Below are 24,531 nucleotides of genomic sequence, written 5' to 3'. Positions count from 1 at the left end.
TCGAGGAGGGCCAGGAGGTCAAGGAGGGCGACCTCATCGTCGTCCTGGAGGCCATGAAGATGGAACAGCCCCTCAACGCCCACAAGTCCGGCACCATCAAGGGCCTGACCGCCGAGGTCGGCAACTCCCTCACCTCCGGCGCCGCCATCTGCGAGATCAAGGACTGACGTCCGGCACCGGTACGGTACGCGTACGGTACGAAGGGCCCGCAGGCATCCACCGCCTGCGGGCCCTTCGTGACACCCGGCCCGGCCATCGGCGGAAGGAGCAAGGATGCGCGCCGACGCACGCCGCAACCACGCACGGCTGGTCGCCGAGGCCCGCGCCGCCTTCGCCGCGCACGGCACGGACGCCTCCCTGGAGGACATCGCCCGTCGCGCCGGAGTCGGCATCGGTACCCTCTACCGGCACTTCCCCACCCGCGAGGCACTGCTCGGCGCCGTCTTCCAGGACGCCCTGGCGGCCTTGCTGCACCACTCGGCGGAACTCGCCGGGGCCTTGGATCCGTGCGCCGCGCTCGTCAACTGGCTGCGCACCCTGATCGCCCACGCGGGCGAATACCGCGGGCTGTCCATCGCCCTCATGTCCGTCACGCACGACGGGACGTCGGCACTCGCCGAATGCAGCGAACCGCTGCGCGCGGCGGGCGAACCGCTGCTCGCCCGCGCCCGCGAGACCGGAGCGGTCCGCGCGGACGTCTCGATCGGCGACCTGATGAAGCTGACCAACGCCATCGCCCTGGCCGCCGAACGCTCGCCGGAGGACCCGGAGTTGGCCGACCGGCTGCTCGACCTGACGGTGCGGGGCCTGCGGGCCTGACCGCCCCGGTGTCCGACCCGGCGTCGGCCCCCGGCCCGGTCTCCGACCCGGCGTCAGGCCCGCTCAGCGGCGGCGCATGTCCGCGACGCGCACCGACCGCTCGGGTGCCAGGACCTCGCTCGTCAGCGCGCCGCCCGGTCCGCCGGGGCCGCCACGGAACTGGCCGCCCGGCATCCGGCCGCGCTGCCCGGGCAGCGGAAGGTCACGGCGCGGGCGGCCCCCCGGGGGGAGCTGCTGCTCGCCTCCGTGCGCCGGGGCGCCCGTGCCGGCCACCGCGATCTGCACGCCCTGGTCGGCCAGCGCCTGGAGCTCGGTGGCGGCCCGCTCGTCGTGGGCCGGGGGCTCGTCCGTGACCAGACGGGTGATCACGTCGGTCGGCACCGTCTGGAACATGGTGTCGGTGCCGAGCTTGGTGTGATCGGCGAGGACCACGACCTCCGCCGCCGCCTGCACGAGCGCCCGGTCCACGCTCGCGGAGAGCATGTTGGACGTGGACAGGCCGCGCTCGGCGGTCAGTCCGCTGCCGGAGAGGAAGGCGCGGGAGACCCGCAGGCCCTGGAGCGACTGCTCGGCGCCGCTGCCCACCAGCGCGTAGTTGGAGCCGCGCAGGGTGCCGCCGGTCATGACGACCTCCACCCGGTTGGCGTGGGCAAGGGCCTGGGCGACGAGCAGCGAGTTGGTGACGACCGTGAGCCCGGGGACCCGGGCGAGCCGGCGGGCCAGCTCCTGCGTGGTGGTGCCGGCTCCGACGACGATGGCCTCGCCCTCGTCGACGAGGCTCGCGGCGACGTCGGCGATGGCGGTCTTCTCGGCGGTCGCGAGATGGGACTTCTGCGGGAAGCCGGACTCTCGCGTGAATCCGCCCGGCAGTACCGCACCGCCGTGCCGGCGGTCGAGGAGTCCTTCTGCCTCCAGCGCCCGCACGTCCCGCCGTACGGTCACTTCTGAGGTCTGGACGACGCGGGCGAGCTCGCGGAGCGACACGGCTCCATTGGCGCGCACCATTTCGAGGATCAACTGGCGACGTTCTGCAGCGAACACGAAACTGACAGTAACGTGACCGGCCGATAGTTTTCAGCACTATGCGCCGAATTGCAGAAGATGCACACAGGCGGGGTCCCCAAGTGGTATGGGTGACCCCGCCTTTGATCGTTCTATGCCCCGGCTTGCCGGGGGTTGTCCGACTCGGCGAACCGTTCCCGCAGGCGGGACGGGTGACCGGCCGGGCCGTTACGCCTCGCCCGCGGTCTTTCGGGTGTGCAACTGCCGTGCCACTTCTGCGATCGAGCCCGACAGGGAGGGGTACACGGTGAAAGCATTTGCGATCTGTTCGACGGTCAGATTGTTGTCGACCGCGATCGAGATCGGGTGGATCAGCTCGCTCGCGCGCGGGGCGACGACACAGCCGCCGACCACGATGCCGGTGCCGGGACGGCAGAAGATCTTGACGAAGCCGTCCCGGATGCCCTGCATCTTCGCCCGGGGGTTGCGCAGCAGCGGCAGCTTGACGACGCGGGCGTCGATCTTGCCGGCGTCCACGTCGGCCTGGGTGTAGCCGACGGTGGCGATCTCCGGGTCGGTGAAGACGTTGGAGGAGACCGTCTTCAGGTTGAGCGGGGTCACCGCGTCGCCGAGGAAGTGGTACATCGCGATCCGGCCCTGCATGGCCGCCACCGAGGCGAGCGCGAAGACGCCGGTGACGTCACCGGCCGCGTACACGCCGGGCGCCGAGGTCCGCGAGACCTTGTCGGTCCGGATGTGACCGGAGTCCCTGAGCCGGACCCCGGCCTCCTCCAGGCCCATTCCCGCCGTGTTCGGGATGGCGCCGACGGCCATCAGGCAGTGGGTGCCGGAGATGACCCGGCCGTCGGAGAGGGTGACCTCGACCCGGTCGCCGACCCGCTTGGCGGACTCGGCGCGGGAGCGGGCCATGACGTTCATGCCGCGGCGGCGGAAGACGTCCTCGAGGACCGCGGCGGCGTCCGGGTCCTCGCCCGGGAGCACGCGGTCACGGGAGGAGACGAGGGTGACCCGGGAGCCGAGCGCCTGGTACGCGCCGGCGAACTCGGCACCGGTGACACCGGAACCGACCACGATGAGCTCCTCGGGGAGCTCCTTGAGGTCGTAGACCTGCGTCCAGTTCAGGATCCGCTCGCCGTCGGGCTTGGCGTCCGGCAGCTCGCGCGGGTGACCACCGGTGGCGATCAGCACGGCGTCGGCGGTCAGCGTCTCCTCGGTGCCGTCGGCGGCGGTGACGACCACCTGGCGGGAGCCGTCCATCGCCTGCCGCCCGGAGAGCCGGCCCCGGCCGCGCAGCACCCGGGCGCCCGCCCGGGTGACGGAGGCGGTGATGTCGTGCGACTGGGCGAGCGCGAGCCGCTTCACACGGCGGTTCACCTTGCCGAGGTCCACGCCGACCACGCGGGCCGACTGCTCGATGTGCGGGGTGTCGTCCGCGACGATGATGCCCAGCTCCTCGTACGAGGAGTCGAAGGTGGTCATCACCTCGGCGGTGGCGATCAGGGTCTTGGAGGGGACGCAGTCGGTCAGGACGGACGCGCCGCCGAGGCCGTCGGTGTCGACGACGGTCACCTCCGCGCCGAGTTGGGCGCCCACCAGGGCCGCCTCGTATCCGCCGGGTCCGCCGCCGATGATCACGATCCGGGTCACTGGGATCTACGCCTCGCGCTCTCGTTCTGCCGGGGGGTCCCCCCGCTGGGCTGCAGTGCGTACGCCATTGTCCCGCACGCTTCAAGTGCGTACCGCATTGTCCCGCATCGCGCGGGTGCGCCGCGCGCCGGGGTGGCAGCCGGGGTGGAACCGGAGGTCGCGAGGCCCGGACGTGCGGTCTCGGACTCCGTCGTCCGCCGCCCCCACAGACCGAGCATAGGCGGCCCGGGCCCGCCCGGGCGCTGCGAGCGGTGCCGGACGCCCCGGGCGTGGCCGGCCACCCGGCGCCCTCCCGTACCCTCGACCCCATGTCGCTCTACGCCGCCTACGCCGGCAACCTCGACGCGCGGCTGATGAGTCGCCGCGCACCGCACTCGCCGCTGCGCGGCACCGGCTGGCTGAACGGCTGGCGACTGACCTTCGGCGGCGAGCAGATGGGCTGGGAGGGCGCGCTGGCCACGATCGTGGAGGCCCCGCGCTCCCAGGTCTTCGTGGCGCTGTACGACATCGCCCCGATGGACGAGGACTCCATGGACCGCTGGGAGGGCGTCGGCCTCGACGTCTACCGGCGCATGCGGGTCCGCGTCCACACCCTCGACGGCCAGGAGCCGGCCTGGGTCTACGTCCTCAACGCCTACGAGGGCGGCCTCCCCTCGGCCCGCTACCTGGGCGAGGTCGCCGACGCGGCCGAATCGGCGGGCGCGCCCCACGACTACGTGATGGAGCTGCGCAAGCGTCCGTGCTGAGGGGGCGTGACGGGCCGGTCCCGTCTTCCGGCCGGGACGAGGCCCGCGTTTCGTCGGAAACGACAAGACAACGATCGCAGCTCCGTCCGCAACGTCATCTACGCGCGTAGGGATTCTCGGGCTAGGCTTCTGCGCGTATCAAATCCGTCCGGGGCTCCCCTCGGACCCCCCTCCCCGAGGCGAGAGAGTCAGTGAACGCTACTGCCACCCCGTACGAGGCCGCCGAGGCCGCCGCAGCGCGACTTCGCGAGCTGACCGGAGTCGAGAACCACGACGTCGCCCTGGTCATGGGCTCCGGCTGGGCCCCGGCCGTCGATGCCCTGGGCGCGCCCGAGGCCGAGTTCCCGGTCACCGAGCTGCCGGGCTTCCCGCCGCCGGCCGTCGAGGGCCACGGCGGCAAGATCCGCTCGTACAAGATCGGTGAGAAGCGGGCCCTGGTCTTCCTCGGCCGCACCCACTTCTACGAGGGCCGCGGCGTCGCGTCCGTCGCCCACGGCGTCCGCACCGCCGTCGCCGCCGGCTGCAAGACGATCGTCCTGACCAACGGCTGCGGCGGTCTGCGCGAGGGCATGCGCCCCGGCCAGCCGGTCCTGATCAGCGACCACATCAACCTGACGGCCGCATCCCCGATCGTCGGCGCCAACTTCGTGGACCTCACCGACCTGTACTCGCCGCGCCTGCGCGCGCTGTGCAAGGAGGTCGACGAGACCCTGGAGGAGGGCGTCTACGTCCAGTTCCCCGGCCCGCACTACGAGACCCCGGCCGAGATCAACATGGTCCGCGTCATGGGCGGCGACCTGGTCGGCATGTCCACGGTCCTGGAGGCCATCGCGGCCCGTGAGGCCGGCGCCGAGGTCCTGGGCATCTCCCTCGTCACCAACCTGGCGGCGGGCCTCTCCGGCGAGCCGCTGAACCACGAGGAGGTCCTCCAGGCCGGCCGCGACTCGGCGGCGCGGATGGGCGAGCTCCTCACCCGGGTGCTGGACCGCATCTGACGGCCGGCGGACGAACCGCCGCGCGGAGCCACTCCGCCCCCGCCCCCGCACGGCCGCAGGCCGTACGGGGCCCGGGGGCCTGCCCCCAGTTCGGGAAGGGGCGGGGTGGGGAAAGGCTCCGCGCAGCGGCTTCCCCGCCCGCACCACCCGCCCGCACCACCCGAAAGGCACACCACCGTGACGCAGGACGACCTCCTCGCCCGGGCCCAGGCGTGGCTCGCCGAGGACCCCGACCCGGAGACCCGTGAGGAGCTCGGCGCGCTCCTCGACCGCGGCGCCGCCGCGCGCGACGAAGTCGCCGCCCGCTTCGCCGGCACGCTCCAGTTCGGCACCGCCGGACTCCGCGGCGAGCTGGGCGCGGGCCCGATGCGGATGAACCGCGCGGTGGTCATCCGCGCCGCCGCCGGCCTCGCCGCGTACCTGAAGGCCAAGGGCCAGACCGGTGGGCTCGTCGTCATCGGCTACGACGCCCGCTACAAGTCCGCCGACTTCGCCCGCGACACCGCCGCCGTGATGACCGGCGCCGGCCTGCGCGCCGCGCTGCTGCCGCGCCCGCTGCCGACGCCCGTCCTCGCGTACGCCATAAGGCACCTGGGCGCCGTCGCCGGCGTCGAGGTGACCGCCAGCCACAACCCGCCGCGCGACAACGGCTACAAGGTGTACCTGGGCGACGGCTCGCAGATCGTGCCGCCGGCCGACGCGGAGATCGCCGCCGAGATCGACGCGGTCCGCGCGCTCGCCGACGTGCCCCGGCCGGACAACGGCTGGGAGGTGCTCGGCGACGAGGTCCTGGAGGCCTATCTGGCCCGTACGGACGCCGTGCTGACCCCCGGCTCCCCCCGGACCGTGCGGACCGTCTACACGGCCATGCACGGCGTCGGCAAGGACGTCCTGACGGCCGCCTTCGCCCGGCACGGCTTCCCGCCGCCGGCGCTGGTCGCCGAGCAGGCGGACCCGGACCCGGCGTTCCCGACGGTCGCGTTCCCCAACCCGGAGGAGCCGGGTGCCATGGACCTCGCCTTCGAGGCGGCCCGGGCCGTGGACCCCGACATCGTGATCGCCAACGACCCGGACGCCGACCGCTGCGCCGTGGCCGTGCCCGACGCCTCCGTCGAGGGCGGCTGGCGGATGCTCCGCGGCGACGAGGTGGGCGCGCTGCTCGCCGCGCACCTGGTGCACAAGGGCGCGCGGGGCGTGTTCGCGGAGTCGATCGTGTCCTCGTCCCTCCTCGGCCGGATCGCCGAGGCGGCCGGTGTCGGCTACGAGGAGACGCTGACCGGCTTCAAGTGGATCGCCCGTGTCGAGGGCCTGCGGTACGGCTACGAGGAGGCGCTCGGCTACTGCGTCGACCCGGAGGGCGTGCGCGACAAGGACGGCATCACGGCGGCGCTGCTGGTCGCCGAGCTGGCCTCGGAGCTGAAGGAGCGCGACCGCACGCTGACCGACCTCCTCGACGACCTGGCGGTGGCGCACGGTCTGCACGCCACGGACCAGCTGTCGGTGCGGGTCGAGGACCTGAGCGTCATCGCGAACGCGATGGCGGCGCTGCGCGAGAAGCCTCCGGTCAAGCTGGCCGGGCTCACGGTCGTCTCGGCGGAGGACCTGACGAAGGGCACGGAGTCGCTGCCGCCGACGGACGGTCTGCGCTATTACCTGGAGGGCGACTACAAGGCCCGGGTGATCGTCCGGCCGAGCGGCACCGAGCCCAAGCTCAAGTGCTATCTGGAGGTCGTCGTCCCGGTCGCGGACGCGAGCGAGCTGGGCACGGCCCGGGCGACGGGCGCCGACGTGCTGGCCGCGATCAAGAAGGACCTCGCCGAGGCCGCGGGTCTCTGAGGCGCCCCGCATCCGGGCCGACGCCCGTGAACGCCGCCAGGGCCCGTACGGAATCGTTTCCGTACGGGCCCTCGCCCGTCCCCCGACAACCACCCCTCCGGCTCCACTTCCGGGTGAATCCGGTACGGCAGGTGACGTAACCCGCGCCCCGCGTCCGAGGGGACGGGGCCAGGGTGACCCGGTGTCCTCCGTGTCCCCGGTGCTGATCCCGCGCCCCTCCGCCCCCACCGGGCGCGCCCCCGTCCCCGGACCTCGTCACGGGCTGCTCCGGCGGGCGGCCCCCGCCCTGCTGGGGTATCTGGCCGTACGGCTCATCGGCCTCCTCGTCCTGGCCCGCTGGACGCACCTCAAGGGCCACGGCGTGTGGCCGACCATCGCCACCTCGTGGGACTCCGGCTGGTACCTGGGGATCGCGGACCACGGTTACGACCATGAGCTCGGCACCCGCACCAACCACAACAACCTGGCCTTCTTCCCGCTCTACCCGGTCCTGATCAAGGCCTTCGCGGCCGTCACGCCGGGCTCGCGCGCCTCCGTCGCCCTGGTGATCGCGGGCGTGTGCTCGCTGGTCGCCGCGCTGGGGGTGTTCGCGGTCGGCGACCGATTGCACGGGCCGCGCACGGGCGCGGTCCTGACGGTGCTGTGGGGTGCGGCGCCGGCGGCGGTGGTGCAGTGGATGGGCTACACGGAGTCGCTGTTCACGGCGCTGGCGGCCTGGTCGCTGTACGCGGTCCTGGACGCCCGCTGGGCGTGGGCGGCGGGCCTCTCGGTGGCGGCGGGACTCACCCGCCCGACCGGGATCGCGCTGGCGGCGGCCGTGTCGGTGGCCGCCCTGCTCGCGGCCCGCCGCGGCTCCGGCCGGGCGCGGGCGGTGGCGCTGGCCGCCGCCTCCGCGGCGCCGCTGGGGTGGCTGGGCTTCGTGGGCTGGGTGGGGCTGCGGCTGGGCCGCTGGGACGGCTACTTCGCGGTGCAGCGGACGTGGGAGAACCAGTGGGACGGCGGCCTGGGCACCCTGGAGGTGCTGCGGGAGCTGCTGGTCTACTCGCGCCGCCCGCAGCTGTTCCTGGTGGCGGTCTCCGTGGTCCTGATCCTCTTCACGGCCCTGTACGTGCTGTCGGTGGCCGACCGCCAGCCGCTGCCGCTGCTGGTCTTCAGCGGGGTGCTGCTCCTGGTGGTCCTGGGCAGCGGCGGCGTCTACTTCCCGCGGGCCCGCTTCCTGCTCCCCGGCTTCCCGCTGCTGCTGCCGGTGGCCCTCGCCGTGGCCCGCGCGCGCGTCCCCGTGGCCGCCCTGGTGCTCGGCGGTGCGGCGCTGTCGTCGGCGTGGCTGGGGGGCTACATGCTCCTGGTGTGGCACGGCCCGCCGTGAGCGGCCCCTGTGACAAGCCTGTGACAGAGCGGACGAGGTTGTGACGTCCGGCCCGGGATCGTGCCGTGAACCCGGTTTAACCTCGGAAGGTTGAACGCGGGAACGATTCATGGCTCTGAGGGGGGCACATTGCGTGACACACAACAGGGCGGGCAGGCAGGCATCGGGCGCGGCAGGCGTCTGACGGCGACCGCGGTGGCCGTCGCGGCGACCGTCGCCTCGCTCGTACCGCTGACCGGGGGGACGGCGGCCGCGGCGGACACCACGACCACGGCGACGACAACGACGCCGGCGCCGCTGACGATCCCGGCGCAGACGTACCCGAGCCCCGGTGCCGTGCACGCCGTCGGCGCGAGCGGGTTCCTGCACGAGAACCCACAGGGGTACGCGTGGGTCTCGTACGCGGACGGCAAGGCCGTGCCGTACGACATGAAGGGCGCGCAGAAGGCGGTCAGCGCGGGCGGGGACGTCATCGCGCGCCTCTACGGTGCCGGCACGACCACGAAGGTCGTCTTCCAGGAAGGCCCGGCCGGGCCCGAGACGACCGTGGTGATCCCCCAGGGGCAGTACTTCCGCCACGTGCAGGGTCGCCGTGTCATCACGACGGAGAGCACCTTGGTCCACGTCCTCTCCGTCGAGAACGGGGTCGTGACCGATCGCAAGGTGGCCGCCCCGGCGGGCGCCACCGCGATGGCACCCCGAGAGGCGGGCACCGAGCGGGGCTTCTTCGTCACCTACGAGGTGGACCGGATCCGGCACACCGGCTGGCTCGACCTCGCCGGGCTGACCGTCCGTCCGACGGGCGTCCCGAGCGAATCGGGGCCCACCAACAAGATGGGCGGCGCCCAGTTCTTCGGCTCGCTCGCCACCATCCCGAACACCCCCGGTCAGCGCCTCACCGTCTGGGACACCGCGGGCGATCTGTCGAAGCCGGTCAAGGACGTGCCGTGGACCGGGTACTCCATCGGCGCCCTGGTCGGCGACGAGGCCCTGGTCGTGGCGGAGTACCGGCAGGGCGAGACGTACCACCCGTATGTGCTGCGACCGCTCGACGGCGGTGCGGACCGCCCCGTGTTCGACGCTGCCCAGGTCCACCCGGCCCCGGACGGCGGGGTGCTGGCGGTCGTCAAGGGCGCGAACGGGCGTCCCACGGTCGACAGCGTCCGGTTCCCGCAGGACGGTTCGGCACCGGTGCGCACGCCCGTCTACGACACCCCCCTCGGTGTCGTCCGCACCGAGCGCGTCGCCGTCGCCCAGGGCGTGCTGCACACCTCCGACAACTGGTGGAACGACCTGTATGGGGCGGTGACCACCCGGAACCTCACCGTCGGAGGAGACCTCGCAGCCGGCCCGAGGGTCGACCGGGGGTTCGACCCCGAGGCGGTGATCCCCGGGGACTGTCGCCAGACGTGCGAGCCGATCGTGCCCACCGGCGACGGGCGGTTCGTGTTCCGGTCGTACCCGGGCAACGTGTACGTGGTCGAGGAGGGCAAGACCCTGCACGACCGTGAGGGGACCGCCGCCGCCCCGACCCCGGGGACCGTTCCGCTCCAGGCTTCCGGCCGGTACGTCTCGTACACGGGCGAGGCCGGCCACGAAGTGTTCGACCTCGACGCCGACAAGGTCCTGCTCAGCCGTGTGATCGGCGACCGCAAGACGTCCCTGGACGCGAACACCCTGTGGATCGAGAGCACGACCACGGGTGCGGTGGACGCGGTCGACGTGCGCACCGGTGCCACGAAGCAGACGGTGAAGCTCGCCGCCTGTGACCTGACCGACCTTCAGGTGAATCGTTCCTTCGCGTACTGGAAGTGCGCGAGCGGGGCCGGGGTGAAGAACCTCGGCACGCAGGCCGCCACCGCGCTGCCCGCCCACACCTCCGCACTGCTGGGTGACGGTTACGTGGCCCACGAGAAGGGCGGCACGCTGTCCGTCACGCCGCTCGTCGGGACGGGCACGACCCGGACCGTCGGCACCGTCGGCGACTCGGTCGCGGGCCGCGGCTGGACCGTGGACCGCTTCGGCGGCCACGTCACCTACGTCGACGCGGACGAGAACGTCCACGTCGTGCCGAGCGGGGTGCCCGCCTCGGCGCTGACGCCGCTCGACACCGAGGTGCCCGGGATCCTGGACCGCCGGGCCGCGCAGCCGGTGTGGTCGGCGAAGTGGTGGCTGTCCAAGCCCGCCGCCTCGTGGCGCGTGGACGTCAGGAACCAGGCGGGCACGGTCGTGCGCACCCTGGAGGGCGGCGAGGCCCGCGGTCTGGTCAAGGCGGCCTGGGACGGCAAGGACACGAGCGGGACCGTGCTGCCCGACGGGCTGTACGACTGGGCGCTGACGGCCGTCCCGGCGGACGGAACGGGCCCGTCGCTCACCCGCACCGGCGGACTCGCGGTGGTGCGCGGGCAGTCCGAGCTGGCCACCGGGCGGTACGAGCCGGTGACTCCGGCGCGCGTGATGAACACCCTCGACGGCACCGGAGTCCCCAAGGCCAAGGTGGGCGCCGGCAAGACGGTCACGCTCACGGTCGCCGGCCGCGGCGGAGTGCCCGCGAAGGGCGTCTCGGCCGTGGTCCTCAACGTGACGGCGACGAACGCGACGGCGGGGACGTACGTCTCGGTCTACCCCTACGGGACGACCCGCCCCGCTACCTCCAACCTCAACGTGACGGCCGGACGGGCCGTCCCGAACCTGGTCGTCGTCCCCGTCAGGGACGGCAAGGTCACCTTCTACAACCGCAACGGCTCGCTCGACCTGCTGGCCGACGTCGCCGGGTACTTCACGCTCGCGGGGACCGGCTCCCTGTACGAGCCGGTGACCCCGGCGCGCGTGATGAACACCCTCGACGGCACCGGAGTCGCCAAGGCGAAGCTGGGCGCGGACCGCACGGTGTCGCTGACCGTCGCCGGCCGCGGCGGGGTGCCCGCCACCGGCGTCACCGCGGTCGTCCTCAACGTGACGGCGACGAACGCGACGGCGGGGACGTACGTCTCGGTCTACCCCTACGGGACGACCCGCCCCGGCGTGTCCAACCTCAACGTGGTCGCCGGGCAGACCGTCCCCAACCTGGTCGTCGTCCCCGTCAGGGACGGCAAGGTCACCTTCTACAACCGCAACGGCTCGCTCGACCTGCTGGCCGACGTCGCCGGGTACTTCACGCTCGCGGGGACGGGCTCCCTGTACGAGCCGGTGACCCCGGCACGCGTGATGAACACGCTCGACGGCACCGGAGTCCCCAAGGCCAAGGTGGGCGCCGGCAAGACGGTCACGCTCACGGTCGCCGGCCGCGGCGGGGTGCCCGCCACCGGCGTCACCGCCGTGGTCCTCAACGTGACCGCCACCAACCCGACCTCGTCGACGTATGTCTCGGTCTACCCGTACGGGACGACCCGCCCCGGCGTGTCCAACCTCAATGTGGTCGCCGGGCAGACCGTCCCCAACCTGGTCGTCGTCCCCGTCAAGGACGGCAAGGTCACCTTCTACAACCACGGCGGCACCGTCGACCTGCTGGCCGACGTCGCCGGGTACTACGCCCACTGACGGCAGTCCGTACAACGCCCGGGGCCGGGCACACCCTCGCGGTGTGCCCGGCCCCGGGTCTTTCGTACCGCCCCTCGGGCTCAGCGGAGGGCGAGGAGGACGACGAGCAGGACGAGTCCGACGACGGCCGGCGCGATGATCTCGTACGCCCATCGGATCCGCGGCTCGCCCTGGGTCTCGGGCCGCTTGCCGAGGCTCTCGGCGAGCTCCCGCAGGTCGGCGACGGTCTGGTCGGCGGCGGCGATGCGGGCCCTGGTGTCGGTGACGTCGGCGGTGGCCGAGGTACGGCCGTGCGGGTCGTCCTGGGAGGCGGTGGCGGCGCGGCGGGCGGCGCGCTTGCGCTGGCGCAGGGAGACCGGGATGGCCCAGAGCTGGTACTTGGTGCCGTCCTGGCCGAACACCTCGCTGGAGTAGCTCGCGCGGATGTCGGCGATGGAGCCCCAGGGGAGGGTGATGCTGCGGAAGGGGTTGCGGATGCGCAGGCGCTCGTCGTCGGCGTAGACGGCGGGCCGGATGGTGAAGGCGACGATCAGCGGGACGAGGAAGAGCATGGTCGCGAGCGCCACCCAGGGGGCGCTGCCCTCGCCGCGGACCATCGAGTCACCGCCGAAGAACAGGGTGAGGGCGAGCAGGAAGACCCCGCCGGCGATGCCCATGCGCGAGCGGAACACCTGTTCCTTCCGGTCGGGCTCGGAGGGCTGTGCGGTGGGCGGCTCGGACGTCGTCATGCGCCCGATTCTGCCTCAGCCCGGCCCCGCCGTCGCAGACGGCTCGTCCTGCCTCCCCTGACCCGGACCGGCGGCCCGCCGTGCCCCACGCCGCCCGCCCCCTTGCGTACGCGGCCGGCCGGCCGCTCTCCGTACGGGACCGAGCGCCTCCCTCCCCGCCCCATCCACGGTGTGACTCGACTCACCCGCCACTCCCTTCCCCCGCACCCACCTGCGCTTTCGCGCGCTCGGACGAGCGCGCCCCTGTACAGGCCGCTACGCGCGTAGATATGCTCGACTGGTGACCATGCCCACCACTGCACCCGCAGCTACTGCTTTCGCCGACGTGACCGCGTCCGACAGCGCGCTGCGCCGCTTCCTCCACGGGCTGCCCGGCGTCGACGCCGTGGGCCTGGAGGCGCGCGCCGCGTCGCTCGGTACGCGTTCGATCAAGACGACGGCCAAGGCGTACGCCATCGACCTGGCCATCTCCATGATCGACCTGACGACGCTCGAAGGCGCGGACACCCCGGGCAAGGTCCGGGCGCTCGCCGCCAAGGCCGTCAATCCCGATCCGACCGACCGCACGACCCCGACGACCGCCGCCGTCTGCGTCTATCCCGACATGGTGGCCACCGCCAAGGCCGTCCTGAAGGGCTCCGGCGTCAAGGTCGCCTCCGTCGCCACCGCCTTCCCCGCCGGGCGCGCCGCGCTGCCCGTGAAGCTGGCCGACACGGCCGACGCCATCGCCGCCGGCGCCGACGAGATCGACATGGTCATCGACCGTGGCGCCTTCCTCGCCGGCCGCTACATGGAGGTGTACGAGCAGATCGCCGCCATCAGGGCGGAGTGCGGCGACCGCGCGCGCCTGAAGGTGATCTTCGAGACGGGCGAGCTGTCCACGTACGACAACATCCGCCGCGCCTCCTGGCTCGGCATGATGGCCGGCGCGGACTTCATCAAGACCTCGACCGGCAAGGTCGCGGTCAACGCCACTCCCGCCAACACGCTCCTCATGCTGGAGGCCGTGCGCGACTTCCGCGCCCAGACCGGCGTCCAGATCGGCGTGAAGCCCGCGGGCGGCATCCGCAACACCAAGGAAGCCATCAAGTTCCTGGTCCTGGTCAACGAGACCGTCGGCGAGGACTGGCTGGACAACCACTGGTTCCGCTTCGGTGCCTCCAGCCTGCTCAACGACCTGCTGATGCAGCGTCAGAAGCTGGCGACCGGCCACTACTCCGGCCCCGATTACGTGACGGTGGACTGATCAACATGGCATCTGCATTCGAGTACGCACCGGCGCCCGAGTCCCGGTCCGTCGTCGACATCGCGCCCTCCTACGGCCTGTTCATCGACGGCGAGTTCACGGACGCGGCCGACGGCAAGGTCTTCAAGACCGTCTCCCCCTCCACCGAGGAGGTCCTCTCCGAGGTCGCCCAGGCGGGCGCCGAGGACGTGGACCGGGCCGTGAAGGCGGCCCGGAAGGCGTTCGAGAAGTGGTCGGCGCTGCCCGGCTCCGAGCGCGCCAAGTACCTCTTCCGGATCGCCCGGATCATCCAGGAGCGCAGCCGCGAGCTCGCCGTCCTGGAGACCCTGGACAACGGCAAGCCGATCAAGGAGACCCGCGACGCGGACCTCCCGCTGGTCGCCGCGCACTTCTTCTACTACGCGGGCTGGGCCGACAAGCTGGACCGCGCCGGCTACGGCGCGAACCCGCGCCCGCTGGGCGTCGCCGGCCAGGTCATCCCGTGGAACTTCCCGCTGCTCATGCTGGCGTGGAAGATCGCCCCGGCGCTCGCGACCGGCAACACGGTGGTGCTGAAGCCCGCCGAGACGACCCCGCTGTCGGCCCTGTTCTTCGCGGACATCTGCCGCCAGGCCGGGCTGCCGAAGGGCGTCGTCAACATCCTGCCCGGTTACGGGGACACCGGCGCCGCGCTCGTCGGGCACCCGGACGTGAACAAGGTCGCCTTCACCGGTTCGACCGCCGTCGGCCGCGCCATCGCCAAGGCGGTGGCCGGCACCGACAAGAAGCTCACGCTGGAGCTCGGCGGCAAGGGCGCCAACATCGTCTTCGACGACGCCCCCATCGACCAGGCCGTCGAGGGCATCGTCAACGGCATCTTCTTCAACCAGGGCCAGGTCTGCTGCGCGGGCTCCCGCCTCCTGGTGCAGGAGTCGGTCCACGACGAGCTGCTCGACTCGCTCAAGCGCCGCCTGAGCACCCTGCGCCTGGGCGACCCGCTCGACAAGAACACCGACATCGGCGCCATCAACTCCGAGGAGCAGCTGGCCCGGATCACCCGGCTGGTCGAGCAGGGTGAGGCGGAGGGCGCCGAGCGCTGGTCCGCCGCCTGCGAGATCCCGACCTCCGGCTACTGGTTCGCGCCGACGCTCTTCACGAACGTCACCCAGGCGCACACCGTCGCCCGCGACGAGATCTTCGGCCCGGTGCTGTCCGTGCTGACCTTCCGTACTCCCGACGAGGCCGTCGCCAAGGCCAACAACAGCCAGTACGGCCTGTCGGCGGGCATCTGGACGGAGAAGGGCTCCCGCATCCTCGCGGTGGCGAACAAGCTCCGCGCCGGGGTCGTCTGGGCCAACACGTTCAACAAGTTCGACCCGACCTCGCCCTTCGGCGGCTACAAGGAGTCGGGCTTCGGCCGCGAGGGCGGCCGCCACGGTCTGGAGGCCTACCTCGATGTCTGATCAGACCCGTCTGAGCGTCTTCAAGACCTACAAGCTGTACGTCGGGGGCAAGTTCCCCCGTTCCGAGAGCGGCCGGGTGTACGAGGTGACCGACTCCAAGGGCAAGTGGCTGGCCAACGCGCCGCTGTCGTCCCGCAAGGACGCGCGTGACGCGGTCGTCGCCGCGCGCAAGGCCTTCGGCGGCTGGGCGGGCGCCACCGCGTACAACCGCGGCCAGATCCTCTACCGCGTCGCGGAGATGCTGGAGGGCCGCAAGGGCCAGTTCGTGCACGAGGTCGCGCACGCCGAGGGCCTGTCGAAGAACAAGGCGGCCGAGGTCGTCGAGGCCGCGATCGACCGCTGGGTCTGGTACGCCGGCTGGACGGACAAGATCGCGCAGGTCGTCGGCGGGGCGAACCCGGTGGCGGGCCCGTTCTTCAACCTGTCCACTCCGGAGCCGACCGGTGTCGTCACCGTGATCGCCCCGCAGGAGTCGTCCTTCCTGGGCCTGGTCTCGGTGATCGCCCCGGTCATCGCGACCGGCAACACCGCCGTGGTGGTCGCCTCCGAGAAGGCCCCGCTCCCGGCGCTGTCGCTGGGCGAGGTGCTGGCCACCTCCGACCTGCCGGGCGGTGTCGTCAACATCCTGTCCGGCAAGGCGGCCGAGATGGGCCCGCACCTGGCGGCCCACCTGGACGTCAACGCGATCGACCTGACGGGCGCGGACGCCGATCTGGCCCGCGACCTGGAGATCGCCGCGGCGGACAGCCTGAAGCGCGTCCTGCGCCCGCGCACCGAGGACTTCACGGCGTCCCCGGGCATGGACCGCATGACCGCGTTCCTGGAGACGAAGACGGTCTGGCACCCGACGGGTTCGCTGGGCGCCTCCGGCTCCTCGTACTAGGTCGTGTCCGGAAAGTAGCGCCGTCTGACCGCAGGGCAGGGCCCGCGGCGTCTGGTGCGTGCGATCGCAAGGCGGAGGGTCGCCCTCGTACTGGGCGTACTTGGGTGATCCCGACAACGCAGCGAGCGTGCGTGCCAGGGGTCGCGGGCCAGGCGGGACTTTACGGACACGGCCTAGGGCCTCTCGCTCCGTACGGCCCCCGACCGCACCGGTCGGGGGCCGTTCGTCATGCCCCGCCGCGCTCGACGAGCCCCGCGACCCCGTCCAGGACGCATTCCAGGCCGGTCTCGAAGGTCCACTCGGCGTCGTCCTTGCGCGCCGCCCCCCGCGTGTAGCGGAGGTAGGTGGGGTAGCGCCCGGTGCCGAGCAGATAGCTCATCTGCGGGGCGAGGCCCCGGCGGGTCTCGTCGCCGCTCTCCCAGCCCTGTTCGCGCATGTACTGGCGCAGCGAGACCTCGGCCTGCACGGCTCCGTGGACGTAGGCGCTGACGGCCCGGAAGGCGGCCATCATCGTGTCGACGTCGAGTCCGAGGCCGTCGAGGGCGGCCAGCTGGCGTTCGGCCGCGGCCATCCGGTGCGGGGTGAGCGCGAAGAGCGGCGCCGGGAGCTGGGCGAGCCAGGGGTGGCGCAGCATCGACTCCCGGGTGCACCGGGCGTGGGCGCGCAGCGTCCCCCGCCAGTCCTCCCCGGCGACGTCGGCTCCGGGCGGTTCGAGTTCGGCCGACACCTGGTCGACCATGAGCGACCACAGCTCGTCCTTGCCGTCCACGTGCCGGTAGGCGGCCATGGGCGCGACGCCCAGTTCGGCGGCGATCTTCCGCATGGTGACGGCGGCGAAGCCCTCGCGGTCCGCGATCCCGACGGCGACCTCGGCGATCCGCCGCGGGGTGAGCGTGGCCCTGGGCGCCGCCGCGGGTCGTTCCAGGCGCTCCCAGAGGGAGACGCCCTCCGTCTCGTCCTTCTTCGGCACTCCGGCCTCCTTGTGTCGCGTACAGCGTATGCCTTGTGGACGCCGTACACACCGACGTGTACGTTGTACACCAACAGGTATACGGCGTACACATCGCCGTCCGCGTCTCTGTCCCAGGGGGGACCCATGAGCACTCCGCTGCGCCTCGCCGTGATCCAGGGCTCGACCCGCGACGGCCGCCTCGGCCCCACCGTCGCCGCCTGGCTGGCCCGGCACGCCACCGCCCGCCCCGACATGTCCGTCGACCTCGTCGACCTCGCCGAGACCCCGCTGCCCACCGTCTTCCCGCAGCTCGGCCAGGGACCGGCCGACGCGGCCGACCGGGAACTGCTGGCCGCCGTGTCCCCGCGGCTCGCCGCCGCCGACGCCTTCGTCGTCGTCACCCCGGAGTACAACCACAGCTACCCGGCGTCCCTGAAGAACGCGATCGACTGGCACAACAAGGAGTGGCACGCCAAGCCCGTCGGCTTCGTCGCCTACGGCGGCTTCTCCGCCGGCCTCCGCGCCGTCGAGCACCTGCGCGGCGTCTTCGCCGAGCTGCACGCCGTCACCATCCGCGAGGCGGTCGGACTCCAGGGCGTGTGGGGGCAGTTCGACGGCGAGGGCCGGGCCGTCGACCCCGCCGCCGACAGCGCCGCCAAGGCGATGCTCGACCAACTCGCCTGGTGGGGCGAGGCCCTGCGCGACGCCCGCGCCAAGAAGCCCTACGGAGGCTGACGATGACCCGGTCCCAGCCCTCGTCCATTCCTTACCTCGGCATCTCCGGGCTCATGCTCGGCATCGTCCTCGGCACCCTCGACGGCACCATCGTCGGCACCGCGCTCCCCACCATCGTCGGCGAACTCGGCGGCCTCGACCGGCTGTCCTGGGTGGTGACCGCCTATCTGCTCACCGCCGCCGTGTCCACGCCCCTGTGGGGCAAGCTCGGCGACCTCCACGGCCGCAAGGGCGCCTATCTGTCCGCCGTCGGCGTCTTCCTCGCCGGCTCGGTCCTCTCCGGCCTCGCCCAGACCATGGACCAGCTCATCGCCTTCCGCGCGCTCCAGGGCATCGGCGCCGGCGGTCTGATGGTCGGCGCGTTCGCCCTGATCGGCACCCTGGTCGCCCCCGAGGACAGCCCCAGGGTCCAGGCGATCACCGGCACGATGCTGCCGCTCGCCTTCGCCGGCGGCCCCCTCGTCGGCGGCCTCCTCACCGACCACCTGAACTGGCGCTGGGCCTTCTACGTCAACCTGCCCGTCGGCCTCGCCGCCCTGCTGCTCGTCTCCCTCGCCCTGACCGCGCCCACCACCAAGGTCCGCGCCCGGATCGACTGGGCCGGCGCCCTGCTCCTCACCACCGGCATCCTGGCCCTCACCCTGCTCGCCACCTGGGCCGGCACCACCTACGCCTGGACCTCACCGCGGATCCTGGCCCTCGCCGCCGTCGCGGTCGCCGCGCTCGCCGCTTTCGTACGGGTCGAGCGGCGCGCCCAGGAACCCGTCATCCCGCCCCGGCTCTTCCGCGGCCGCAACTTCACCGTCGCCCAGCTCCTCAGCCTCCTGGTCGGCGCCGTCATGCTCGCGGTGATGAACTACCTGCCGCAGTACCTGCAGTTCGTCCGCGGGCAGTCGTCGACGGCGAGCGGACTGCTGCTGCTCCCGCTGATGCTCGGCATGGTGGCCGTCCAGCTGGCCACCGGCCGCAGCGTCGCCCGCACCGGCCGCTACCGCATCCACCCGATCATCGGCGGCGCGCTGATGACCGCGGGCTCCCTGCTCCTGCTGCTCCTGGACGTGAACACGCCCACCGCCGTCGCCTCGGCGCTCACGGTGGTCCTCGGCGCCGGCATGGGCTTCCTGATGCAGTCGACGATGCTGATCACGATGTACGGCGCGGAGCCGCGCGACATGGGCGCGGCGAGCGGCACGGTCACGCTCGTCCGCACCCTCGGCGGCTCGCTCGGCGTGGCCGTGCTCGGCGCGGTCTTCACCGCCCGGCTCGCCGGCCACGACACCGACCGGACCCCGGCCCAGGTCGCGCTGCTGCCCGAGCCGGTGCGGGAGGCCTTCCGGGCGGCGCTGACGAGCGGGCTGCACGGGGTGCTCCTGGGCACCGTGCTGCTGTCCGCGCTCGCCTTCGCCGCCGCCTGGCTCGTACGGGAGGTTCCACTGCGGCGGTCCGGAGTCCCCGGTCCCGCCGCGCCCGCCCCGACGGCTACGGAAGCAGGCTCTGGCTCAGCGGCCCGGCCACCGGCAGATCGGCCAGCGCCCCGCCACTCGTGACGTGGTCGGTGACCAGGCCCGTGCCGACCGGCTTGAAGTCGGCGACCTGGGTGCCGACGCCGTTGTCCAGCGGGTCGACGCCGGTGTTGGCCAGCGGGTCGAGCTGAAGCCGCGTCAGCGGCGCGACGCCGTGGCCGACGCCCTCCAGGGCGGCGGTCCCGTCCACCCGGGTCAGCGAGTCGGACGGGAGGGGGACGCCCACCCCCTCGGCCGCCTGGGCGCCGGCGCCCGCGCCGAACACGGCGGCGCCGGCCGCCGTGACGGTGAGTCCGGCCTTCAGCAGGGCGCTGCGGCGGGGGGTCCGGGGTTGTGCGTGACGCGCCATGGAGGTCCTTCCGGGACTTTCGCGGGGTGACGGGGCGGCCACCGAGCGTAGTGGAGGTGTGATGCTCGATACCAACGGGCCGCCTCGGGGGTCCCCTGCACGGGGGAATGGTTCACACTGGTGTCCCGTGAGTTCCCAACCGATCCCGACCCGGGTCGTCCTGCTCGCGGGCCCCTCCGGCTCCGGCAAGTCGTCCCTCGCCGCCGTCACCGGCCTGCCGGTCCTGCGCCTCGACGACTTCTACAAGGAGGGCGACGACCCCTCCCTCCCGCTGGTCCACGGCAGTTCGGACATCGACTGGGACTCCCCGCTCTCCTGGGACGCGGACGCCGCCGTCGCCGCGATCGCCGAGCTGTGCCGCACCGGACGCACCGACGTGCCCGTGTACGACCTCTCCACCAGCTCCCGCGTGGACCGCGAGACGCTCGACATCGAGCGGACGCCGCTGTTCGTGGCGGAGGGCATCTTCGCCGCCGACATCGTGGCGCGCTGCCGCGAGCTCGGGGTGCTCGCCGACGCGCTGTGCCTGCGCGGCCGCCCGGCGACGACCTTCCGCCGCCGGCTGCTGCGCGACCTGAAGGAGGGCCGCAAGTCGGTCCCGTTCCTGCTGCGCCGCGGCTGGCGCCTGATGCGCGCCGAGCGCTCGATCGTCGCGCGCCAGACGGCCCTGGGCGCCCACCCCTGCGCCAGGGAAGAGGCCCTGGGCCGGCTCGCCGCCGCGGCCGCGGGACGCCGCCTCGTCCCGGCCGCCCGCGCCTGACCCCGTACACCGCCCCGCGGACATGGCGAGGGCCGGACAGGATCCCCCGAACCTGTCCGGCCCTCGCCGTTTCCCCCGTACCCCCCGTACGGTCCCCCGTGTCTCCCCCGTGATCCCCCCGTACCTTCAGGCCACCAGCTCGCCGAAGGACTCCTCCTCGTCACGGCCGAAGCTCAGCACCTGGTCCTCGCGCAGTCGCCGCAGCGAGCGCCAGATGCTCGACTTCACCGTGCCGACACTGATGTCCAGGATCTCCGCGATCTCCGGGTCCGTGCGGCCCTCGTAGTAGCGCAGCACCAGCATCGTGCGCTGGAGCTCGGGCAGCCGGGCGAGGGCCTGCCACAGGACGGCGCGCAGTTCGGTGCCGCGCATCGCGTCCGTCTCGCCGACCGTCTCCGGCAGCTCCTCGGTCGGGTACTCGTTGAGCTTGCGCCGGCGCCAGGCGCTGATGTGCAGGTTCGTCATCGTGCGGCGCAGGTAGCCGCCGACGGCGGCCTTGTCGCTGATCCGGTCCCAGGCGCGGTACGTGGAGAACAGCGCGCTCTGGAGCAGGTCCTCGGCCTCGAAACGGTCACCGGTCAGGTGGTAGGCGGTGGCGTACAGGGAGGCCCGGCGCTCCTGGACGTAGGCCGTGAACTCGGCCTCCGACCTGGAGGAGCGCTCCCCCGTGGCCTCCCCGTACACCGCTGCCCCGTCAGCGACGGCGACCATGTAGGGCGCCTTGTGCTGACGTCCGACGTTGCGAACGCACCCCCGTCCGTTCACCCCGCCGGACTTCTCGGTGCTCCGCGTGACGTCGTGGAGACGCGTGACAACTGCGCTTGAGGTGGTGCTGTGCAGTGCGTTCATCTCGCGCCCCCCGTCGGTTGGAGTCCGTAGGTCCTTGATGTCGAAAAGCCTGCCCGGTCGACTTCATGGCGGTGTCCGCCGACTGTCACAGCCGTGTCACAGGCGGGGGCGGGAGGGAGGCATGACCGGACGGTCGAACTCGGACGGCCGCATGCGACAGAATGAGGCCGTGCCTTTCCTGTTGCTGATCGAGGACGACGACGCCATCCGCACGGCCCTCGAACTCTCCCTGTCTCGCCAGGGCCACCGTGTGGCCACCGCGGCGACGGGCGAGGACGGCCTGAAGCTGCTGAAGGAACAGCGGCCCGACCTGGTCGTGCTGGACGTGATGCTGCCCGGCATCGACGGCTTCGAGGTGTGCCGTCGCATCCGGCGCACCGACCAGCTGCCGATCATCCTGCTGACGGCCCGCAGCGACGACATCGACGTGGTCGTCGGCCTGGAGTCCGGTGCCGACGACTACGTGGTCAAGCCGGTGCAGGGCCGGGTGCTCGACGCCCGGATCCGCGCGGTGCTGCGGCGCGGCGAACGGGAGGCCACCGACTCGGCGACCTTCGGTTCGCTGGTGATCGACCGCTCGGCGATGACCGTGACGAAGAACGGCGAGGACCTCCAGCTCACGCCGACCGAGCTGCGGCTGCTCCTGGAGCTGAGCCGGCGGCCCGGCCAGGCCCTGTCGCGGCAGCAGCTGCTGCGGCTGGTGTGGGAGCACGACTACCTGGGCGACTCGCGGCTCGTGGACGCCTGTGTGCAGCGGCTGCGCGCCAAGGTGGAGGACGTGCCGTCCTCGCCGACCCTGATCCGTACCGTACGGGGCGTGGGCTACCGGCTGGACGTCCCTGCGTGAGCAAAGGGATCATCTCGGTGCTGCGGTTCACCAGTCTGCGGCTCCGCCTCGTCGTCGTCTTCGCCCTGGTCGCGCTCACCGCGGCCGTGTCCGCCTCGGGCATCGCGTACTGGCTGAACCGCGAGGCCGTGCTCAAGCGCACCCAGGACAGCGCGCTGAACGACTTCCGGCAGGAGATGCAGAACCGGGCGGCGACGCTGCCGCCGCGGCCCACCGAGGACGAGCTGCGGCGCACCGCCGAGCAGATGGCGAGCGGCAGCGCCGGCTACAGCGTGCTGCTCATCGGCGAGCGGGACGCGGGCAAGCCCATCGTGGGCGCCTCGAACCCGGACGTGTTCACGCTCGCGGACGTGCCGCGCTCGCTGCGGACGGCGGTCGGCACCAAGCGGCCGGTGACGGACACCAACGACTACCCGTACCACCTGTTCTGGCAGCGGACGCAGCGCGGCTCGACGCCGTACCTGGTGGGCGGGACGAAGATCGACGGCGGCGGGCCGACCGGTTACATGTTCAAGTCGCTCGCCGCGGAGAAGGCGGACCTGAACTCGCTGGGCTGGTCGCTCGGGATCGCCACCGGCCTCGCGGTGATCGGCTCCGTGCTGCTCGCGCAGGTCGCGGCGTCGACCGTGCTGCGGCCGGTGCACCGGCTCGGGGAGGCGGCCCGGCAGCTCGGCGAGGGCAAGCTGGACACCCGGCTGCGGGTCTCGGGCAACGACGAACTGGCCGATCTGTCCCGTACGTTCAACAGCGCCGCCGAGTCGCTGCAGAAGAAGGTCGCGGACATGAGCGCGCGGGAGGAGGCGAGCCGCCGCTTCGTCGCCGACATGTCGCACGAGCTGCGCACCCCGCTGACCGCGCTGACCGCCGTGACGGAGGTCCTGGAGGACGAGCAGGACACGCTCGACCCGATGATCGCCCCGGCGGTGGCGCTGGTGGTCAGCGAGACGCGCCGGCTCAACGACCTGGTGGAGAACCTGATGGAGGTGACCCGCTTCGACGCGGGCACCGCCCGTCTGGTCCTCGACGACGTGGACATCGCCGACCAGATCACCGCCTGCATCGACGCGCGCGCCTGGCTGGACGCGGTGGACCTGGACGCCGAGCGCGGCATCGTGGCCCGGCTCGACCCGCGCCGCCTCGACGTGATCCTGGCGAACCTGATCGGCAACGCCCTGAAGCACGGCGGCTCGCCGGTGCGGGTCTCGGTGCGGACCGAGCCCGCGGCCGAGGACACGACCGAGAGCGAGGAGGGCGCCGAGGGCGGCGAGGACCTGGTGATCGCCGTGCGCGACCACGGACCCGGCATCCCGGAGGAGGTCCTGCCGCACGTCTTCGACCGCTTCTACAAGGCGAGCGCCTCACGGCCGCGTTCGGACGGCAGCGGGCTCGGCCTGTCGATCGCCATGGAGAACGCGCTGATCCACGGCGGTTCGATCACGGCCGCCAACTCGGCGGACGAGGACGGCCGGGTGGACGGCGCGGTGTTCGTGCTGCGACTGCCCCGGGACGCCTCGGGGATCGAGCGCGGGCTGCAGACCCGCAGCAGCCAGGGCGAGGTGGAGGAGAGTTGAGACGTCGCCGTACGGGACTCCCGGGGCAGGCCCTGGTCCTGGGCGCCGTGTGCGCCGCGCTGCTCACGGGCTGCGGCATCCGTACGACCTCGGTGCCGGTGGACGCGGGCGCGGCGCCCTCGCGGGTGCCCTGCAGCGTGGCGGACGGCTCGCAAGGGTCCGCGCAGGGGCTGCCGCTGCGGGTGTACCTGCTGTGCGGGGCGCAGCTGGAGGCGGTGGAGCGCAGGTCGCCGCTGCCGGAGGAGAAGGTCTCGGGCGACCCGGTGCGCACGGCGTCCGCGCTGCTCGCCCAGTTGCAGAGCGAGCCGTCGGAGGAGGAGCGGCAGGCCGGCTTCTCCACGGCGGTGAAGGGTCCGCTGGTGGTCGGCGGCGGCCATCGCGGCGATCCGGCGGGCACGCTGCGGCTGAGCCGCCAGCCCGAGGACCTGCCGCCGACGGCGCTCGCCCAGATCGTGTGCACGTTCGCCGAGAGCACGGCGGGTGCGGGCAGCACCTCCGTGGTGCTCGGCGGTCCGGGGAAGTACGAGCCGCGGCGCTACAGCTGTACGCGGGAGCTGAAGGAGCGCCCGGAGTCGTCGGTCGCGTCGGTTCCGGCCGCTCCGGCGGCGTCGGCCGCTCCCCCGGCGCCCGCCTCCTGACCGGGGCCGGGAACCCGGCGGAACCGATTCCGCCGG

The 24,531-nt window shown here is 72.7% G+C and carries 22 protein-coding genes; 16 read left to right on the top strand and 6 right to left on the bottom strand.

The genetic code is table 11. The annotated features are described in order from the left end of the window. Together ACFY7C_RS31210 and ACFY7C_RS31205 are read left to right on the top strand one after the other, a co-directional pair. Positions 1-167: acetyl-CoA carboxylase biotin carboxyl carrier protein subunit (locus ACFY7C_RS31210; RefSeq protein ID WP_389656974.1), on the top strand; the 167-nt coding region annotated here is incomplete at its 5' end. A 106-nt stretch (positions 168-273) separates the two neighbouring features. Beyond that, positions 274-819, top strand: coding sequence for a TetR/AcrR family transcriptional regulator (locus ACFY7C_RS31205; RefSeq protein ID WP_389656884.1), 546 nt, complete (start codon positions 274-276; stop codon positions 817-819). Positions 820-882: 63 nt separating this feature from the next. Here the strand turns inward: ACFY7C_RS31205 and ACFY7C_RS31200 are convergent, their stop codons facing one another. Together ACFY7C_RS31200 and ACFY7C_RS31195 are read right to left on the bottom strand one after the other, a co-directional pair. Beyond that, the gene (locus ACFY7C_RS31200) at positions 883-1,824 is read right to left on the bottom strand and encodes a DeoR/GlpR family DNA-binding transcription regulator (protein WP_389656971.1); all 942 of its coding nucleotides are present in this window, start codon (positions 1,822-1,824) and stop codon (positions 883-885) included. 225 nt (positions 1,825-2,049) lie between these two features. Beyond that, a complete protein-coding gene (locus tag ACFY7C_RS31195) occupies positions 2,050-3,489 on the bottom strand; it encodes an NAD(P)H-quinone dehydrogenase (protein WP_389656881.1) in 1,440 nt (479 codons plus the stop codon). Positions 3,490-3,797: 308 nt separating this feature from the next. Here ACFY7C_RS31195 and ACFY7C_RS31190 point away from each other — a divergent pair, with 308 nt between their 5' ends. The 5 genes from ACFY7C_RS31190 (at position 3,798) to ACFY7C_RS31170 (ending at position 11,972) form a co-directional block, all read left to right on the top strand. Next, positions 3,798-4,235 (top strand): gamma-glutamylcyclotransferase, encoded by a 438-nt coding sequence (locus ACFY7C_RS31190; protein ID WP_356698341.1) that lies wholly within the window; start codon positions 3,798-3,800, stop codon positions 4,233-4,235. Between the two features lie 191 nt (positions 4,236-4,426). Further along, the gene (locus ACFY7C_RS31185) at positions 4,427-5,230 is read left to right on the top strand and encodes a purine-nucleoside phosphorylase (RefSeq protein WP_345486060.1); all 804 of its coding nucleotides are present in this window, start codon (positions 4,427-4,429) and stop codon (positions 5,228-5,230) included. Positions 5,231-5,407: 177 nt separating this feature from the next. Beyond that, positions 5,408-7,066 (top strand): phospho-sugar mutase, encoded by a 1,659-nt coding sequence (locus ACFY7C_RS31180; RefSeq protein WP_389656877.1) that lies wholly within the window; start codon positions 5,408-5,410, stop codon positions 7,064-7,066. 190 nt (positions 7,067-7,256) lie between these two features. Then, positions 7,257-8,432, top strand: a complete 1,176-nt coding sequence (locus tag ACFY7C_RS31175; protein WP_389656968.1) for a hypothetical protein — start codon at positions 7,257-7,259, stop codon at positions 8,430-8,432. A 129-nt stretch (positions 8,433-8,561) separates the two neighbouring features. Then, the gene (locus ACFY7C_RS31170) at positions 8,562-11,972 is read left to right on the top strand and encodes a FlgD immunoglobulin-like domain containing protein (RefSeq protein WP_389656874.1); all 3,411 of its coding nucleotides are present in this window, start codon (positions 8,562-8,564) and stop codon (positions 11,970-11,972) included. An 80-nt stretch (positions 11,973-12,052) separates the two neighbouring features. On the opposite strand, the gene ACFY7C_RS31165 is transcribed toward ACFY7C_RS31170, so the two are convergent. Then, positions 12,053-12,700: a PH domain-containing protein gene (locus ACFY7C_RS31165; RefSeq protein WP_389656871.1), complete on the bottom strand. Its 648-nt coding sequence runs from the start codon at positions 12,698-12,700 to the stop codon at positions 12,053-12,055. Positions 12,701-12,986: 286 nt separating this feature from the next. On the opposite strand from ACFY7C_RS31165, the gene deoC reads away from it, so the two are divergent. Genes deoC through ACFY7C_RS31150 form a run of 3 tightly spaced genes read left to right on the top strand, consistent with a single transcriptional unit; the run spans position 12,987 to position 16,271 of the window. Further along, the gene (gene deoC, locus ACFY7C_RS31160; protein ID WP_389656965.1) at positions 12,987-13,946 is read left to right on the top strand and encodes a deoxyribose-phosphate aldolase; all 960 of its coding nucleotides are present in this window, start codon (positions 12,987-12,989) and stop codon (positions 13,944-13,946) included. 5 nt (positions 13,947-13,951) lie between these two features. After that, positions 13,952-15,388, top strand: coding sequence for an aldehyde dehydrogenase family protein (locus ACFY7C_RS31155; RefSeq protein WP_389656868.1), 1,437 nt, complete (start codon positions 13,952-13,954; stop codon positions 15,386-15,388). After that, positions 15,381-16,271 carry an aldehyde dehydrogenase family protein gene (locus ACFY7C_RS31150; protein WP_389656866.1) on the top strand — a complete coding sequence of 297 codons (891 nt, stop codon included), beginning with the start codon at positions 15,381-15,383 and terminating at the stop codon, positions 16,269-16,271. Before ACFY7C_RS31155 ends, ACFY7C_RS31150 begins: the two co-directional genes overlap by 8 nt. A gap of 226 nt (positions 16,272-16,497) precedes the next feature. Here ACFY7C_RS31150 and ACFY7C_RS31145 read toward each other — a convergent pair whose 3' ends face one another. Next, positions 16,498-17,241, bottom strand: a complete 744-nt coding sequence (locus tag ACFY7C_RS31145; protein ID WP_389656863.1) for a TetR/AcrR family transcriptional regulator — start codon at positions 17,239-17,241, stop codon at positions 16,498-16,500. Between the two features lie 126 nt (positions 17,242-17,367). Between ACFY7C_RS31145 and ACFY7C_RS31140 the strand changes: the two genes are divergently transcribed. Together ACFY7C_RS31140 and ACFY7C_RS31135 are read left to right on the top strand one after the other, a co-directional pair. Beyond that, positions 17,368-17,958, top strand: coding sequence for an NADPH-dependent FMN reductase (locus ACFY7C_RS31140; protein ID WP_389656860.1), 591 nt, complete (start codon positions 17,368-17,370; stop codon positions 17,956-17,958). A 2-nt stretch (positions 17,959-17,960) separates the two neighbouring features. After that, positions 17,961-19,505 (top strand): MDR family MFS transporter, encoded by a 1,545-nt coding sequence (locus tag ACFY7C_RS31135; RefSeq protein ID WP_389656857.1) that lies wholly within the window; start codon positions 17,961-17,963, stop codon positions 19,503-19,505. On the opposite strand, the gene ACFY7C_RS31130 is transcribed toward ACFY7C_RS31135, so the two are convergent. Next, the gene (locus ACFY7C_RS31130; RefSeq protein WP_389656854.1) at positions 19,438-19,830 is read right to left on the bottom strand and encodes a hypothetical protein; all 393 of its coding nucleotides are present in this window, start codon (positions 19,828-19,830) and stop codon (positions 19,438-19,440) included. The two genes, ACFY7C_RS31135 and ACFY7C_RS31130, sit on opposite strands and share 68 nt — an antisense overlap. A gap of 61 nt (positions 19,831-19,891) precedes the next feature. Between ACFY7C_RS31130 and ACFY7C_RS31125 the strand changes: the two genes are divergently transcribed. Then, a complete protein-coding gene (locus ACFY7C_RS31125) occupies positions 19,892-20,590 on the top strand; it encodes a uridine kinase (protein WP_389656851.1) in 699 nt (232 codons plus the stop codon). A gap of 126 nt (positions 20,591-20,716) precedes the next feature. Here the strand turns inward: ACFY7C_RS31125 and ACFY7C_RS31120 are convergent, their stop codons facing one another. After that, positions 20,717-21,439, bottom strand: coding sequence for a SigE family RNA polymerase sigma factor (locus tag ACFY7C_RS31120; protein WP_389656848.1), 723 nt, complete (start codon positions 21,437-21,439; stop codon positions 20,717-20,719). A gap of 169 nt (positions 21,440-21,608) precedes the next feature. Between ACFY7C_RS31120 and afsQ1 the strand changes: the two genes are divergently transcribed. The 3 genes from afsQ1 to ACFY7C_RS31105 are packed head-to-tail and all read left to right on the top strand — an operon-like array spanning position 21,609 to position 24,495. Next, on the top strand, positions 21,609-22,286 hold the full coding sequence (afsQ1, locus tag ACFY7C_RS31115; RefSeq protein WP_265869013.1) for a two-component system response regulator AfsQ1: 678 nt from the start codon (positions 21,609-21,611) through the stop codon (positions 22,284-22,286). Continuing rightward, on the top strand, positions 22,283-23,857 hold the full coding sequence (locus ACFY7C_RS31110) for an ATP-binding protein (RefSeq protein ID WP_389656845.1): 1,575 nt from the start codon (positions 22,283-22,285) through the stop codon (positions 23,855-23,857). The genes afsQ1 and ACFY7C_RS31110 overlap by 4 nt, the downstream gene beginning before the upstream one ends. After that, positions 23,854-24,495, top strand: coding sequence for a hypothetical protein (locus tag ACFY7C_RS31105; protein ID WP_389656842.1), 642 nt, complete (start codon positions 23,854-23,856; stop codon positions 24,493-24,495). Before ACFY7C_RS31110 ends, ACFY7C_RS31105 begins: the two co-directional genes overlap by 4 nt. Positions 24,496-24,531: the final 36 nt, after the last annotated feature.

Origin of the sequence: Streptomyces sp. NPDC012769 (assembly GCF_042901205.1) — a bacterium.
Classification (GTDB): Bacteria; Actinomycetota; Actinomycetes; order Streptomycetales; family Streptomycetaceae; genus Streptomyces.
Note: the sequence above shows the minus strand (reverse complement) of the source record. Positions and strands in the feature narration are given on the sequence as shown.